At 71.8% G+C, this 18465-nt stretch carries 1 protein-coding gene; it reads right to left on the bottom strand.

The genetic code is table 11. The features are described from left to right. Positions 1-16: 16 nt before the first annotated feature. Entirely contained in the window at positions 17-18373 is an 18357-nt protein-coding gene (locus tag HUW46_RS48620) for a type I polyketide synthase (protein ID WP_305859180.1), read from the bottom strand. Positions 18374-18465 lie beyond the last annotated feature (92 nt).

The following is an 18465-nucleotide window of genomic DNA, read 5'->3' as shown; positions in this document are numbered from 1 at the left end:
CCTCTCAGTCTGGGCTTCATTCGCCGAACTCGCTGTCGATCAGGCTCATCAGCCCGTCCGCGGTGACGTTCTCGAGGTCGTCCACGTCCCGGTCACCGGAGGGCCCGGCGATCTTGCCGAGCAGGACCCGCAACCGGTTCGCCACGGTCGCCAGCGCTCCGGGATCGAGGTCAGGGGACAGCACCGCCGTCTCGAGCCGGTCGAGCTCGCCGAGCGCGCCGGAGTCCGCCGGCGCCAGCACCGATTCCAGGTGGCCGACCAGGGCGGCGGGTGTCGGGTAGTCGAACACCAAGGTGGCGCGCAATCGAAGGCCGGTGGCGGCGTTGAGCCGATTGCGCAGGTCCACCGCGGTGAGCGAGTCGAAGCCGAGTTCCTTGAAGTCCCGGTCGGCCCGGACCTCGCTCGCTTCGGGCCGGCCCAGTACCGTGGCGGCCTCGGTGCGCACCAGGTCCAGCAGCACGGCACCGCGTTCGGCGGCGGGCAGTTCGCGCAGCCGGAGCTCGGCGGGGACGACGGCGGCGGGTCGGCGCCGGACCGGCGTGTCCACGAGACCCCGCAACACCGGTGGCAGGTCGTCCCTCGCGCGCAGCACCGAAGTGTCCACTTTGGCCGGAACCACCGCGGCCGCGCTCCCGGCGATCGCGGCGTCGAAGAGTGCGAGCCCTTCCGCGGCGGTCATCGGCACGAATCCGCTGCGGGCCAAGCGATTCACGTCGGCCGCGGCGAGCCCTTCGGTCATGCCGCCCGTCCCCTGCCACGGGCCCCAGGCCAGGGCGTGCCCTGGCAGGCCCCTCCTCCGCCGCACCTGGACGAGCGCGTCCAGGAACGCGTTGGCCGCCGCGTAGTTCCCTTGTCCCGGCGCACCGAGGGTTCCCGCGGACGAGGAGAAGAGCACGAACGCGTCGAGACCGGCGGTCAGCTCGTGCAGGTTGACCGCACCGGCCACCTTGACCCGCATCGCGCTCCGCAACCGGTCCGGGGTCAGCGCGGACAACACGCCGTCGTCCAGCACCCCGGCGGCATGCACCACGGCGCTCAGCGGGTGCCGGCCGGGAATGCCGTCGAGCAGCCGTGCCACGGCCGTCCGATCGGCGACGTCGCAAGCCGCGATCTCGATCTCGGCGCCATGCCCGGTCAGCTCGGCCGCCAGCTCGGTGATCCCGGCGGCGTCCGCTCCCCGCCTGCTCACCAACAGCAGCCTGCGCGCGCGATGCCGGACCACCAGTTCCCGCGCGACCAGCCCGCCGAGCAGACCGCTTGCCCCGGTCACCAGGACCGTGCCCGGCCACACCGTCTCCGACCGCGCGGCTTCGGCGCGGACGAGCCGCGGCACCAGCACCCGCCCGGACCGGACGGCCAGCTGCGGTTCGTTCGCGGCGAGCGCGATCTCCGGTACCGCGGCGGAGCCATCGTCGTCCACCAGCACGATTCGGCCGGGGTGTTCGGCCTGTGCCGAGCGCAGCAGGCCCCACGCAGCGGCGAGTCCCGGTTCCACGTCTTCGTCGCCGACCGCGACGGCGCGCCGCGTGCACACGACCAGCCTGCTGTCCGCCAAGGCGTCCTCGGACAGGAAGCGTTGCACCGCGGAAAGCGCCCGCTCCGTGCTCTCGTACGCCCGCTCCGCGAGGGCTAGGTCCGGCGCCGACGCCGACAGCCCGGCCAGCACCAGATCCGGGGCAAGGGCACCGGCCTCGACGCGGCTCACCAACCGCGCGAGCTCGTCGCACCACTCGGTGGTGCCCGCTTCGCCCAGTGCCGTCCGCCTGCCCTCGTCCGAGGGTTCCGCCGGCACCCACCGGACGTGGTGCAGGGAGGCGCCGGTGGAGCCGGCCCGCTGCTCGGGTGCCGGCCGCAGGCTGAGCGATTCGATCGCCAGCACCGGCTGATCCGCTTCGTTCACCGCGAGCACCGAGATGCTGTCCCGGCCCGCTGGCGACACCCTGACCCGCAACCCCGCCGCGCCTGCCGCGCGCAACGAGACGCCGCGGCAGGCGAACGGAAGATGTGGCCTGTCCGCGTGCTCCCCCGTCGGTACGAACGGGCCCAGCCCCATCGCGTGCAGTGCCGAGTCGAACAGCCCCGGATGGATGCCGTACTCGTCGGCGCCGGTCAGCTCGGGCCGCACCTCCGCGTACACGTCGCCGCCATGGCGCCAAGCCCGCCGCAGCCCGCGGAACGCGGGACCGTACTCGAACCCGATATCCGCGCTGCGGTCGTAGAACTCCGTCACCGGGACTTCGTCGGCACCCGCGGGCGGCCATGCGCCGAGCCCGTCGAGAACGACCTCGTCGCGGGAGAGCACGCCCCTGGCGTGCCTGACCCATTCGGTCTCGGCGGCGCGGGAATGAATCGTGATCTCCCGCGTGCCCGCCTCGTCCGGTGCGGCGACCGCGACCTGGATCAGGACCGGTCCGGACGCGGGCACCACGAGTGCGTGCTCCAGCGTCAGCTCCTCGATCCGCTCGCAGCCCACCCGGTCGGCCGCTTCGAGCGCCAGCTCGAGAAATCCGGTGCCAGGAAAGAGGATCGAACCGAGGACGCCGTGATCGCCCAGCCAGTCCTGCGCCGCTGTCGACACCTCTCCCGTCAGGACGAGGCCACCGGTGCCCGGCAACGGGAGCGTCGCGGTGAGCAGCGGGTGCTCGACCGGGTCGAGCCCGCGCGGACCGGTTGAGCCGGCCGAAGACGCGGCCAGCCAGTAGCGGCTGCGCTGGAACGGGTAAGTCGGCAGGTCCATCGGCGGTGCCGCCTGCCGCCCGAGAACTTCCGGCCAGTCGACGTCGACGCCGCGGGTGTACAGCTGCGCCAGCGCGGAGGACGCGGAAACGCACTCGTTCCGGTCTGGCCGCAGGATCGGCAAAGCGGCCACGTCGTCGGCGCACCGCTGCACGAGCGCGGACAGGGATCCGTCCGGCCCGAGTTCGACGAACGTGGCGACCCCCTCCTCTCGCATGGCGTGCACGGCGTCGGCGAACCGGACCGTCGAACGGATCTGCGCTGCCCAGTACTCGGGTGAGCGGAGCTCCTCGCCCCGGACCACCGCCCCGGTCATCGTGGAGACCACGGGGATCCGCGGCTCCGCATAGGTGATCCGCTCCGCGGCGCGCCGGAACTCGGCCAGCACCGGCTCCACGAGCGGCGAGTGGAATCCGTGCGACACAGGCAACCGCTTGCTGCGCCTTCCCAACGCCGTCCAGTGGCTCGCGATCGCTTCGACCGCTTCGGCGAGACCGGAAACCACGGTGCTGTCCGGGGCGTTGACCGCGGCGATCGAAACCTTATCGGAGTGCTCTTCCAGCTGCGCGCGAAGTTCCGCCTCGGTCGCCTCCACCGCGATCATCGCCCCGCCGGGCGGCAACCCGTCCATCAACCGGCCACGGGCCGTGACGAGTTCGCACGCGTCGGCCAGCGAGAGCACCCCGGCCACGTGGGCAGCGGCAAGCTCCCCCACGGAGTGCCCCGCCACGAAGTCCGCTCGGATCCCCCAGCGCTCCACGAGGCGGTACAGCGCGACCTCGACGGCGAACAGACCTGCCTGCGCGTACCGCGTCCCGGTCAGGCCATCCCGGCGTCCGAACACCGCATCGGCGACCGGGAGGTCGAAGTGCCGGCACACCTCGTCGAAGGCGGCGGCGAACGCCGGCACCGACGCGTAGAGCTCGCTTCCCATCCCGATCCGCTCGCTGCCCTGCCCGGAGAACAGCACCGCGAGGTGGCCGTCCGTCACGGGTCCCCGCGGGATCCTGCCGTCCGCCACCTCGCGCAGGGCGTCGATCAGCTCCGCGTTGTCCGCTCCCCACACCACACCACGGTGCGGCAGTCGTGCCCTGGTGGTGGCCAGTGCGTATCCCACGTCGCGGGGATCGCGGCCGTCGAGGTGCTCCCGAAGCCGGGTGGCTTGCGCCCGCAACGCTTCCGCCGTCGCTCCGGAAAGGATCCACGGCACCAGCGGGAGAGCGGCGTCGACGCGATCGGGGGCACCGGCGACGGCCGGTTCCAGGTCCTGTTCCAGGATCACGTGCGCGTTGGTCCCACTGACCCCGAAGGAGGACACGCCTGCCCGGCGGGGACGCTCGCCCGCCGGCCACGGAACGGCCTCGGTGAGGAGGTCGACCCGTCCAGTGGTCCAGTCCACATGTGTGGAGGGTGCCGAGACGTGCAGGGTCTTCGGCAGTACGCCGTGCCGCATCGCCATGATCATCTTGATCACCCCGGCCATGCCGGACGCCGCCTGGGTGTGGCCGATGTTGGACTTCACCGACCCCAACCACAACGGCCGCTCACGACCCCGCCCATACGTCGCCAGCAACGCCTGCGCCTCGATCGGATCACCCAACGCCGTACCCGTCCCATGCGCCTCCACCACATCCACATCGGACACACCAAGACCCGCGTTCGCCAACGCCTGCCGAATCACCCGCTGCTGCGACGGACCATTAGGCGCCGTCAACCCATTCGACGCACCATCCTGATTCACCGCAGAACCCCGCACCACCGCCAACACCCGATGCCCATTCCGACGCGCATCCGACAACCGCTCCACCACCAGCACACCGGCGCCTTCGGCCCAGGCCGTACCGTCCGCGTCGTCGGAGAACGCCTTGATCCGGGCGTCCGGCGTGAGCACCCGTTGCCGGGAGAAATCCACGAACGGGCCCGGCGTAGCCATCGCGGCCGCACCACCGGTCAGTACGAGATCGCATTCGCCCCGGAGCAGCGCCTGTGCCGCGAGGTGCAACGCCACCAAGGAGGACGAGCACGCCGTGTCCACGGTCAGCGATGGGCCTTCGAGGCCGAGTACGTACGACACCCGCCCGGAAGCGACGCTGCCGGTATTGCCGGTGCTGACGTAGCCTTCGACCTCGGGTGGCGGTGCGCTCCGCCTCGCCGCGTACTCGCCGACGGTCACACCGAAGACCACTCCGGTCGCGCTGCCCTTCAACGACATCGGCTCGATACCCGCCCGTTCCAGTGCCTCCCAGGAGGTTTCCAGCAGCAGTCGCTGTTGCGGGTCCATCGCCACCGCCTCGCGCGGCGAAATGCCGAAGAACTCGGCGTCGAACCCGGTGATGTCGTCGAGGAAGCCTCCCTGCCGCACGTAGGAGGTGCCGGCGTGATCCGGGTCGGGGTGGTAAAGCGAGTCCAGCGCCCAGCCCCGGTCCACCGGGAAGTCCGTGATCGCGTCGCGTTCCTCGGCGACCAGCTGCCACAACTGCTCCGGGGTGCCCACCCCGCCGGGGAACCGGCACCCGATGCCCACGATCGCGATCGGCTCGTCGTCGATCCGGCCGGTGGCCCGCGCCGGCGTCACCTGTTCGTCCTCGCCGAACAGTTCGGCGAGCAGGTTGTGCACCAGGTGCTCCGGCGTCGGGTGGTCGAAGATCAGTGTGGTCGGCAGGCTCAGGCCGGTGGACTCGGCGAGGCGGTTCCGCAGTTCGACCGCGGTCACGGAGTCGAAACCCTGGTCGCGGAACGCTTTGTCCACGGCCACTGCTTTCGAGGACTCGTGTCCGAGCACGGCGGCCACCTCGGACCGCACCAGTTCCCGCAGTCTGCTGAGCCGTTCGGGGTGGGGGAGTTGGTGGAGTGTGTTGGGGGTGGTGTTGGTGGGGGTGGGGGGTGGTGTGGTGGGGATGGTGGTGAGCAGGGGGCTGGGGCGGTTGATGGTGAAGGTGGGGTGGAAGGTGGTCCAGTCGAGGTTGGCGATGGTGATGTTGGTTTCGTTGTGGTGCAGGGTGGTGTGGAGGGTGTGCAGGGCGTGTTCGGGGGGCATCATGGTGATGCCGATGCGGGTGAGGGTGTCGGTGGCGTCGGGGGTGATCATGCCGCCGCCTGCCCAGCCGCCCCAGGCGATCGCGGTGGCGTTGAGGCCGCGGTCGCGGCGGTCGCGGGCGAGGGCGTCGAGGTAGGCGTTACCGGCGGCGTAGGCGGCTTGCCCGGTTCCGCCCCAGGCGCCGGCGCCGGAGGAGAACAACACGAACGCGTCCAGCTCGCCGGTCAACTCGTCCAGGATCCGGGCACCGGTGACTTTGGCGTGCAGTCCCTCGGCCCAGTCCGCGGCGGTGACCAGCTCGGTCAGCGCACGCTGGTGGGAGACACCGGCGGCGTGCACGACCGCGGTCAGTTCCGGTTCCCCGGCCAGCACGGCCGCGACCGCGGCCCGGTCGGTGACATCACAGGCGACCGCCTCGACCGGGCCGGGCAGATCGGCCACGCCCGGGGCGTGCCCGCCCCGTCTGCTGGCCAGCACCACCCGGGTCGCGCCGTTGTCCACCAGCCAGCGGGCCACATGCCGCCCCAGCGCCCCGGTGCCCCCGGTGACCAGCACCGTCCCCCGAGGCCGCCAACGACCCGGCTCACCACCCCCGGCTCGGGTCTGGGTGTCGGGGTCGGTTCCGGCGGGGATCATTCGTCGCCCGAACACCCCGTCGGCGCTGATGCGGACCTGGTCTTCCCGCCGCTGCCCGAGCACCGCGCCCAGCCGGGTCACGGCCCGCTCGTCGAGTACCTCGGGTAACTGCACCAGCCCGCCCCACCGGCCGGGATGTTCCAACGCGGCCACCCGCCCGGCACCCCATAACTGCGCCCGCATCGGATCCCCGCCCTGGGTGGCCCACCACACCACCGCGTCCCCGCCACCGCGTAACAACTCGGTGTTGAACAGCAAACTCCGCACCACCGCCGGCTCCTGCGCGCACGGGCGGGAATCCAGCCCCAGCAACGACAACACCCCCGACACCGGCCGGCCATCACCACACCCCCACACCGCCTCGGCCATCTCGGCCACCGAGGACACCGCCATATCGATCTCCACCACCCGCGCCCCGGGCACCAGCACCGGTATCGCGCATCCGGCCGGAACCACCACCACCCACACCCCGTCCACCACCGCCGCGGGCACCGTCAACGGCTGCCACCGGAACCGATACCGCCACCCCCGCGTCACCTCCTCCACCCGCCGATCACCCCACCACGCCCGCACCGCCTCCACCGCCTCCACCGCCGTGTCCCCCGGCCCCAACCCCAACCGCTCAACCACATCCCCACCCCCGAACAACTCCCCCAACCCCTCCCACCCCGACGGTCCCGGCGCCGGTGCCGGGGGACTCAACCAATACCGCTGCCGCTGAAACGAATACGTCGGCAACTCCACCCGCACCGCACCAGAAAACAACCGCTCCCACCACACCCCCACACCCCGCACCCACACCCCCGCCACCGACCGCAACAACCGATCCAACCCACCCTGCCCCCGACGCAACGACCCCACCACCACACCACCACCAGCGCCACCAACACCACTGACACCACTGGCGCCACTAACGTTGGTGTTGCTGGTCTTGCTGACATCGTTGGTGTTGCTGACATCGTTGGTATTGCTGGTGTTGTTGTCGTCGGTGGTGTTGTTGTCGTCGGTGGTGTTGTTGTCGTCGGTGGTGTTGTGGGTGGTTGTGGTTGTGGTGTGGAGGGTGTCTTCGATCGCGGTGGTCAGGACCGGGTGTGCGCTGCATTCGACGAACACGTCGAAGCCGTCGGCCAGCAGTGCCTCGGTCGCGGTCTGGAATCGCACCGGGTGGCGGGCGTTGTCGAACCAGTACCGTGGCCCCATGTCCGCGGTATCGAGCACTCCGCCGGTCACCGTGGAATACACCGGTACCGCCGCTTGCCGGGGCTGGATCCCGGACAACATCCCCATCAGCTCGGCACGCAACCGATCAACCTGCGCGCTATGCGAGGCCACCGTGGCCGGAACCACCCGCGCCCGCGTCCCCCGCTCCACCATCGCCTCCACCCATTCCCGCAACACCTCTTCCGCACCAGCGACCATGGTCATCCCCGGACTGCTCACCCCCGCCACCACCACCCCTTCCACCAACCGCTCCCGCACCACCTCCACCGGTAACCCCACCGACGCGATCGCTCCCCGCCCCACCAACTCCCGCGCGAACAACGCACTACGCAACACCACCACCCGCACCGCGTCCGACAACGACAACCCACCCGCCACATACACCGCCGCCACCTCACCCTGGGAATGACCCACCACCGCCGCGGGCTCCACCCCCAACCACCGCCACACCGCCGCCAACGACACCATCACCGCGAACAACAACGGCTGCAACAACTCAATCCGCCCCAACACCTCCTCCCCACCCCACAACACCTCCATCAACGACCACCCCGCCACCGACTCCACCACCCCACAACACGCATCAAACTCCGCCCGAAACACCCCCGAACACCCATACAACTCCCGCCCCATCCCCACCCACTGCGACCCCTGCCCCGGAAACACAAACACCACCCCACCCACACCACCCACCGACCCCACCACACCCAACCCCAAATCCGACAACCCCACACCCAACTCACCACACCCACCACCCACCACCACCGCACGATGCGCCAACGCCGAACGCGTGGTCGCGAGCGAGAGCCCGATGTCGGCAGCCGACCTGTCGTCGTCCTCCGCCAGATACGCCCGCAGCCGTTCGGCTTGAGCGCGCAGCGCTTCCGGGGTGTGCCCGGACAGCACCCAGGGCACCACTGACGACGGTGCCGCGGTGACCGGCGCGTCCGGCTCCGCGGGCGCCTGCTCCAGGATCACGTGTGCGTTGGTGCCGCTGATCCCGAACGACGACACCGCGGCCCGCCGGACACGCCCCCCGCCGTCCCACTCCCGATTCTCGGTCAACAACCGCACCCCACCCGAAGACCAATCCACATGCGGCGTCGGCTCGGAGACATGCAGGGTCATCGGCAGAACACCGTGCCGCATCGCCTGCACCATCTTCAGCACGCCCGCCATCCCGGCCGCGGCCTGGGTGTGGCCGATGTTGGACTTCACCGACCCCAACCACAACGGCCGCTCACGACCCCGCCCATACGTCGCCAACAACGCCTCAGCCTCAATCGGATCACCCAACGCCGTACCCGTCCCATGCGCCTCCACCACATCCACATCCGACACACCAAGACCCGCACTCGCCAACGCCTCCCGAATCACCCGCTCCTGCGACGGACCATTAGGCGCCGTCAACCCATTCGACGCACCATCCGAATTCACCGCAGAACCCCGCACCACCGCCAACACCCGATGCCCATTCCGACGCGCATCCGACAACCGCTCCACCAGCACCACGGCCGCCCCTTCCCCGAAACCCGTGCCATCGGCACCAGCGGAGAACGACTTGCACCGGCCATCCGGGCTCAGCGCCCCCTGGCGTTCGAACTCCGCGAACGCCTCGGTCGTGGCGAACACGGTCGCCGCGCCGGCCAACGCCATCGAGCACTCGCCGTCCCGCACCGCCTTCGCCGCCATGTGCAAGGCCACCAGCGAAGACGAACAGGCCGTATCCACCGTCACCGAAGGCCCTTCGAGGCCGAAGGTGTACGACAGGCGGCCGGAAACCACGCTCGGCGCGTTGCCGACGACGAGGAATCCGTCCCTTCCCTCGGGCGCCTCGCGCAGGGCCGCCACGTAGTCGCCCCCCGCGATGCCGACGAACACCCCGGTCCGGCTGCCTCGCAACACGGCTGGATCGATACCCGCGCGCTCGAACACCTCCCACGAGGTCTCCAGCAGCAACCGCTGCTGCGGGTCCATCGCCACCGCCTCGCGCGGCGAAATGCCGAAGAACCCGGCGTCGAACCAGGACGCGTCGTGCACGAAACCACCGACCCCGGTGGTCAGCGCCGCGATCCCGTCCACCCGCCACCCTCGGTCGAGCGGGGGCCCGGTCAGCGCGTCCTCGCCGTTGAGCACCAAGTCCCAAAGCTTTTCGGGGGTGTCCAGACCACCGGGGTAGCGACAGGCCATCCCCACCAGCACCACAGGATCATCGCCACTGGTCGCGATCGCCGCGGATTCGGCGGGGGCCGGGACGTCCTCGGCGAGCTTCGACCGCAGGTGCCGCGCCAGCGCGGCCGGAGTCGGGTGGTCGAAGATCACCCCGGTGGTGAGCCGCAACCCGGTCGCGGCGCTCATCCGGTTGCGGAGTTGCACGGCGGCGAGGGAATCCACCCCGAGTTCACCGAAGGTCCTGCCGGTTTCGACCCGGTCGGCCGAAGCATGCCCGAGGACGGCCGCGAGTTCCGCGGTGATCCGCGTGGACAGGGCACCGAGTTGCTCCCGTTCGGACAGTCCGGTCAGTCGCACGAGGGCCGGACCGGGCGCCGAACGCACACGGTCGGCCGCCTCGGGCAACTCGGAGACGAAGGCACCGGGACGGGTCGACGTGAAGACGTCCCAGTAACGGTCCCAGTCGATGTCCGCCACCATCAAGGTGGTTTCACCGTCGGAGAGGGCGCGGCGCAGTGCGGTGAGTGCCAGCGCCGGATCGATCGCGGGGAGCCCGTTGCGGTCCAGTGCGTCCGCGACGGCACCGGTCGCCATACCGGTACCCGCCCACGCACCCCACGCGATGGCGGTCGCCGGGAGCCCGTTGTCCCTGCGGTGCGTGGCCAGTGCGTCGAGGAACGCGTTGCCGGGTGCGTAGTTCGCCTGGCCCGCCGAACCGAAGACCGCGCCTGCCGAAGAAAACAGCACGAACGCGGCCAGGTCGAGATCACGGGTCAGCTCGTGCAGGTGCCACGCCCCCAGCGCCTTCGGCCGCAACGCACGTTCGGCGCGCTCGACGGTCAGCGTGTCGACAAGACCGTCGTCGAGGACCCCGGCGGCGTGCACGACGACGGTCAGCGGGTGGTGCTCGGGAACGGCCGCGAGCACGGCGGCGAGGGCTTCCCGGTCGGCCACGTCGCACGCGACGATCGTGACCGTCGCGCCGAGGTCGGTCAGTTCTCGTTCCAATGCTTCGGCACCCGGCGCGGCGCGACCGGTTCGACTGACCAGGACGAGGTGGTCGACGCCGTCATGGGCCAGCCACCTGGCGGTTTGCGCTCCCAGCGCACCGGTCCCCCCGGTCACCAGCGCGGTGCCGTGCGGGCGCCACGTCGGCGCCCCTGGCCCACGCGGCGCGGGGGCATGGACCAGACGGCAACCGTGGGCCGTGCCGGAACGGAGAGCGATCCGATCCTCACCGGTCTCGCCCGCGATGTACGCGGCGAGCAAGCGCAGCTCCGGTCCGGTGGTCTCTCCCGGCAGGTCGACGATCCCGCCCCACCGGGCGGGTTGCTCCATCCCGAGCACGGCGCCCAGCCCCCACACGAGCGCCTGGGTCGGGCTGGTCAACGGGTCGGCTCGGCCGACCGAAACCGCGCCCCTGGTCACACACCACAGCGGCGCGGCGACTTCGGCGTCACCCAGCGCCTGGACGAGCGCGACCGTCGCGGAGAAACCGCTCGGCTCGTCGTCGAGCGCGAGGAAGGAAACCACCCGCTCCAGGTGTTCCTCGGCCGCGATCGCGCGAACGCGATCCGCGATGCGTTCGCGGTCATCGGCCGCACTGACGGTCATCGTTCGAACGGCGCCGTCGAGCGGCGAAGCCCCGTTCTCCGGCACGACGACCAGCCACGTGCCGCGAGCCGACGGTTCCGGGGGTGAGCCGAGCGCGAGCCAGGTGACCCGGTACCGCCAGGAGTCCACTGTGGACTCTTGACGCATCGCCTCCAGCTCGGGCAGCACGGAGGACAACGGCTGGCCAGGGTCGGCCCTTTCCAGCAGTGCCCAGAATTCACCGTCGGGGCGCGTGGCAGCGGGCTCCAGCCAGTAGCGGTCCCGTTGGAAGGCGTAGGTGGGCAAGTCGATCACCCGGCCGTTCGCCAGCAGTCCGTCCCAGTCCAGCTCGGCCGCACCACGGACGTGCAACAACGCCAGCGCGGACAGCGCGGAGAGCGCCTCCGGTCGGTCGGCGCGCAGCACCGGCGCCAGCGCGCACCGATCCGGTTCGCCGAGACAGTCCTGCGCCGCCGCGACGAGCGAAGCGTCCGGACCCAGCTCGACGTAGTTCGTCACGTCCTCGGCTTCCGCCGCGCACACGGCGTCAGCGAAGCGCACCGTCTCCCTCGCGTGCCGCACCCAGTAGTCCGGGGACGCCACTTCACCACCCGCGCGCCGGCCGGTCACGGTCGACACGAACGCCGTCTTCGGCTCCGCGCCGGACAGACCGGCCAAGACCTCCCGGAACTCGGCGAGCATCGGGTCGATCAGTGCGGAGTGGAAACCGTGGCCGACACGCAGCTTCCTGGTCCGCCGCCCGGCATCGGCCCAGCCGCGTGCGACGTCGTCGACCTCGGCCTCCGCGCCCGAGAGCACCACCGACCTCGGCCCGTTGACAGCGGCGATCGCCACCCGTTCCCGCCCGGTCAGCGACCCGAGCACCTCGTGCTCCCCCGCTTCCACGGCCACCATCGCACCCCCTGGTGGCAGCGCCCGCATGAGCCGTCCGCGGGCGGCAACCAGAACGCACGCGTCCGCCAGCGAGAACACCCCGGCCACGTGTGCCGCGGCCACCTCGCCGACGGAATGTCCCACCACGACGTCCGGTTCACCGCCGAACCCGACGAGCAGCCGGTACAGGGCGACTTCCAGGGCGAACAGCGCCGCCTGGGCGTGATCGGTGCGATCGATGCCCGCGTCGCCGTCCAGCGCCACCTCCCGCAGCGAACATCCCAGCAAAGGGTCCAGGTGGGCACACACCTCGTCGTACGCGCTGGCGAACCGCGGGTACCGCTCGTACAGTCCGCGCCCGGCGCCGGCCCGCTGCGATCCCTGGCCGCTGAACAAGAACGCGGTGCGTCCCTCCGACACCGTTCCCCGCACCACGCCGGGCGAATCGCTCCCCCCTGCCAGCGCGGTCAGGCCCTCGACGAGTTCAGCACGGTCGCGGCCCAGTACGACCGCTCGGTGTTCGAGCCCGGCCCTTGCCACACCGAGGGTGCGCCCGATGTCGACCGGATCGGCGGCAGTGGCGGTGAGCAGCCGGGCCGCCTGCGCTCGCAACGCGTCCCTGCTGCGGGCGGAAAGCGCCCACGGCACGAGGGGCGGCCGAGTCGCCTCGTGCTCGCGCGGTTCTTCCACTGCTTCGGCCTGCTCCACGATGACGTGCGCGTTGGTACCGCTGAGCCCGAACGAAGACACGCCGGCACGCCTCGGCCCGCGGGTGCTCGGCCACGGCCGGTGCTCCGCCAGCAGCCGGACCGAGCCCGAACGCCAGTCCACGTGTGGTGAGGGCCGATCGACGTGCAGGGTCTTCGGGAGCACGCCGTGCCGCAGTGCCAGCACCATCTTCATCACGCCCGCGACACCGGCGGCGGCTTGGGCGTGCCCGATGTTCGACTTGAGCGAACCGAGCCAGAGGGGCCGGTCCCCGGCGCGCGCCTGGCCGTAGGTCGCCAGCAGCGCCTGTGCTTCGATCGGGTCGCCCAGTTCGGTCCCCGTGCCGTGCCCCTCCACCACGTCCACGTCCGCCGCGGTCAGGCCGGCGTCCGCCAGCGCGTGCCGGATCACCCGTTCCTGCGAAGGACCGTTCGGCGCGGACAACCCGTTGGTCGCGCCGTCGGAGTTCACCGCGGAACCGCGAAGGACGGCCAGGACCCGGTGCCCGTTGCGGCGCGCGTCGGAAAGTCGTTCCAGCAGCAGCGTTCCGGCGCCCTCCGCCCACCCGGTGCCGTCCGCGGCCGCGGCGAATGCCTTGCACCGGCCGTCGGCCGCCAACCCGTTCTGCTGGGCGAACTCCACGAACCCGATCGGGGTCGCCATCACGGTGACCCCACCGGCCAGTGCCATCGAACACTCACCGCGGCGCAGCGCCTGCATGGCGAGGTGCACCGCTACCAGCGAGGACGAGCACGCGGTGTCCACCGTCAGCGCGGGCCCCTCGAGCCCGAAGGTGTAGGCCACCCTGCCCGACACGACACTGGTCGCGGCACCGGTCAGCACGTACCCGGCGCTGTCCTCCGGCGCCTGATCGAGAGCCCCGCCGTAGTCCCGTCCCGCGACCCCGACGAACACGCCGGTCCGGCTTCCGCGCAAGGAGTGCGGGTCGATACCGGCTCGCTCGAACGTCTCCCACGTGATCTCCAGCAGCAACCGCTGCTGCGGGTCCATCGCCACCGCCTCGCGCGGTGAGACGCCGAAGAACTCCGCGTCGAACTCCGCCGCACCGCGGACGAAACCGCCGTGCCCGACGGGCAGCGTCCCCGGTACCCGCCAGCCCCGGTCGGCCGGAAAGGCCGTGATCGCGTCGATCCCGTCGTCGACCACCCGCCACAGGTCCTCCGGTGAGCAGACGTCGCCCGGGTACCGGCACCCCATGGACACCACGGCGATCGGCTCGTCCGAGGCGGTCCGCACGGGGGCGCGCTCCTCGGCCGTCGCGTCGGCTCCTCCGCTCAGGGCGGAGTTCAGGAACGCGGCCAGCGCGGCGGGGGTCGGGTGGTCGAAGACCATCGTCGCCGGAAGCGGGATCCCGGTCGCGGCGCGCAGCCGGTCGCGCAGCAGCACGGCGGTCAACGAATCGAACCCGGCCGCGCGGAAGGTGCCGTCGCTCGCCACCTCCCGCGGTGAACTGTGGCCGAGCACGGCGGCGGCCTGCGCGCGTACCAGGCTGACCAGTTCGCGTGCCCGCTCGCGCGGCGGAAGTCCCGCGAGGTCGCCGCCTCCTGGCGGCTCGGCGACATCGACCACGACCTCGGTTCCGGCGGTAGCACTCATCGCCGACTGGAAAGCGCGCAACGCGAGTTCCGCCGGCATCGGGCGGTACCGCTCGTCCTCGTCGGCACCGAGCCAAGGCCCCCACAGCAAGGACTTCGCGGCGTTCGCCGCGGCGAACGCGTCGGCCGCGGCCACCAGCGCATGACCGGCACGACCGAGGACACCGGCCACCGACCCGAAGGTCACCAGCTCCACCTCGGGCAGAGCGGCCAGCTGGACCACGGCCGAGGTGAGATCGGGCAGCTCGGCGGGGTCCAGGTCGGCGATCGGCCGATGGTCGCCCACGCCGCCGAGATGGACCGCGGTCGTGATCCGCTCCCCGTCGACCACCCGGCCCAGCGCACCGGGATCGGCCGGGTCCCATTCGACGACCGCGACGGCCGGGTCCGGAGCCGACCGCGCCCGGCCGGGGGCGACCGCGAGCACCACCTTCGCCGCCCCGTTGTCCAGCAGCCACCGCACGAGCGGGCCGCCCTCCCCTGCCGTGACCGCGCTGACCAGCACCGTGCCGCTGGGCCGCCAGACCGGTTCGCTCGGCCCCGTCGCTCCGACCGGCTCCAGGTCCCACGCGAGCAACCGGTCGCCCCGAACCGCCAGCCTGCGCCCGGTGGTGCCGAGCGCCCTCGCCAGCGCACGCGGGGACGCGTCTTCCGCCAGCTCGACCAGGCCACCCCAGTGCTCCGGATGTTCCACCGCGGCGCAAAGCGCTACGCCCCGCACGAGCGGATCGTTGGTGAGGCACCACAGCCGGGCACCGACGTCGACCACGGCTTTGATCAACGCCACGACGCCAGCCAGCGGCACCCCGTCCAGTACCGCCACCACACCGGCGGGCTCACCCGCGGCGCGCAGGCGGTCCGCCAGCGCCTCCTGATCCACCCCGGCCGGGTCCAGTTCGGCCCGGCGCGGTTCACCGCCGTGCTCGCCGATCGCCGCCAGCACCACTTCGCTCTCGGCGCCGACCACGACCCACGTCCCCGCGAGCACAGGGTCCGGCGTGATTTCCTCGCGCCACACCGGGACGTGCCGCCAACCGTCCACATCGGACACCGGGTCGCCGGTGCGCCGCGACCGCTCGCCGGTACTCGTCAGCCAGTAGTGCCGCCGCTGGAACGCGTAGGTGGGCAGTGCGACCCGACGCGCTCCGGCGAACAGGTCGCCCCACTCCGCCGCGGCGCCCCGGGTGGTCAGCCCGGCCACGGCCGACAGCAGCGCCTCCGGCTCGGCTCGGCCGGTGACCGTGGCCGGGAGGACGACCGCGTCCGGTCCCGCGCTCTCCCCCGCCGGCGCGCACAGCGCGCCGTCCGGGCCCACTTCCAGGAAGGCGTTGACCCCGAGCTCCGCGGCCGCGCGGATCGCGTCGGCGAAGCGAACCGTGTCACGGGCGTTGCGCACCCAGTACTCGGCGGTGCCCAGTTCCGCCGAGCCGGCCGGGCGCCCCGTGGTGCACGACAGCACCGGTATCCGCGCCGGGCCGAAGGAAAGCCCGCGCACCACGTCCGCGAACTCCGCCAGCATCGGTTCGACCATCGGGGAATGGAAGGCGTGGCTCACCGGCAGTCGCTTGGTCCGCCGCCCGCGAGCCCGCCATTCCTCGGCGACGGCGAGCACCGCCCGCTCCGCACCGGAAAGCACCACCGAATCCGGCCCGTTGACGGCGGCGACCGCGACAGCGCCCGGTTCGATCTCGTGTTCGCCCGCCTGCACCGCGACCATGGCGCCACCGGGCGGCAGTGCCTGCATGAGCCTGCCCCTTGCCGCGACCATCGCGGCCGCGTCCGCCAGCGTGAGCACATCGGCGACGTGGGCGGCGGCGATCTCGCCGACCGAATGGCCGAGCACGTGGTGCGGGCGCACCCCCCACGACTCGACGAGCCGGAACAAGGCTACTTCGAAAGCGAACAACCCCGGTTGCGCCCACGCGGTGCCGGCGAGCACCTCGGCGTCGGCCCCGAACACCACGTCCCGCACCGGCCGGTCCAGGTACGGGTCGAGTGCCGCTGAGACGGCGTCGAACGCGTCGGCGAAAACCGGGAACTCGTCGTACAGGGTCCGGCCCATGCCGAGCCGCTGCGAACCCTGGCCGGAGAACACGAAGGCGACCTTGAGGTCGGGGCGCGCCACTCCGGCCACGACCCCCGCCGCGGGTTCGCCGCGGGACAGGGCGTCGAGCCCGGGGAGGAAGTCTTCGGTGGTACCGCCCAGCACGACCGCCCGGTGGCCGAGCCTGGCACGAGCGTTGAGCAAGGACGTACCGACGTCGGCGGGATCGGCGCCGGGCTGCTCGGCGAGCCAGGCGCGCAACCGTCGTGCTTGCTCACGCAACGCGGCGTCCGTCGCCGCGGACAAGAGCCACGGCAGGGTCGAGGGACGGTCGACGGGCGACGCGGGCGCCGGCTCCGCGGCGGGCACCTGTTCGAGCACGACGTGCGCGTTGGTACCGCTGATCCCGAACGACGACACCCCGGCCGCCCGCGCGCGCCCGGTGTCCGGCCACTTCGTCGCCTCCACCAGCAGGCGCAGGTTGCCGCTTGCCCAGTCGACCCGCGGGTTCGGCGCGTCGGCGTGCAGCGTCGCCGGCAGCACGCCGTGCCGCATCGCCTCGAGCATCTTGAGCACACCGGCCATGCCCGCGGCGGCCTGGGCGTGCCCGAGGTTCGACTTGACCGACCCGAGCCACAACGGCCGGTCGCTCCGCCGCCCGCTGCCGTAGGTGGCGATCAGCGCGCCCGCCTCGATCGGGTCGCCCAGCAGCGTGCCGGTGCCGTGCGCCTCCACCACATCGACGTCCGAAGTGGACATTCCAGCGCCGGCGAGCGCCTGCCGGATCACCCGTTCCTGCGCGGGTCCGTTCGGCGCGGTCAGCCCGTTGGACGCGCCGTCCGAGTTCACCGCGGAACCCCGGACCACGGCGAGCACCTGGTGCCCGGCGCGTCGCGCGTCGGACAGGCGCTCGAGCACCACCACCGCCACACCCTCGGCCCAGCCGGTACCGTCCGCGGTGGCGGCGAACGATTTGCAGCGCCCGTCCGCGGACAAGCCGCCCTGCCTCGCGAACTCGGTGATCACCCCGGGATTGCCCATCACGGCCGCGGCACCCGCGATCGCCATCGTGCACTCGCCGCCGCGCAGCGCCTGTGCGGCAAGGTGCATCGCGACCAACGACGAGGAGCACGCCGTGTCCACGGTCAGCACCGGCCCTTCCAGGCCGAAGAAGTAGGCCAACCTACCCGAGGCCACGCTGCTGGTGCCCCCGGTCAGCAGATGCCCCTCCACCGCGGGGTCCGGTTCGTGCAGCCGGATCCCGTAGTCCTGATAGGACAGTCCAATGAAGACTCCGGTGCGGCTGCCGCGCAGTGCCTGCGGATCCATCCCGGCCCGTTCGAAGGCCTCCCACGACGTCTCCAGCAGCAGCCGCTGCTGCGGGTCCATCGCGAGCGCTTCGCGCGGTGAGATACCGAAGAAGTCCGCGTCGAATTCCCCGGCACCGGTGAGGAATCCGCCGCGGGCGGAGGCCAGCTCCCCGGTCAACCGCCAGCCCCGATCGGCCGGCGGCGGCGCGACGACCTCCTCGCGCGAGGACACCAGCCGCCACAGGTCCTCCGGCGAGTCCACACCGCCCGGGTAGTGGCACGCCGCGCCGACGATCGCGATGGGCTCGGCCCCCCGCGACTCCACTTCGAGCAACCGCTGCCGCACCCGGTGGAGATCGGCCGTGGTGCGCCGGAGGTACTCGACAAGCTTGTCCTGTTCCGGCACCCGTCTCAACTCCGTCAGCCACCTCGGTCGGTACCCGTATCCGGTATCGCTTACCAGGCACCGAAGTTCATCAGCACGCTAACCAGTCCGGC

The organism is Amycolatopsis sp. CA-230715 (assembly GCF_018736145.1).
Classification (GTDB): Bacteria; Actinomycetota; Actinomycetes; order Mycobacteriales; family Pseudonocardiaceae; genus Amycolatopsis.
The sequence above is the reverse complement of the archived record's forward strand: the minus strand, read 5'-3'. Positions and strand labels throughout refer to the sequence as shown.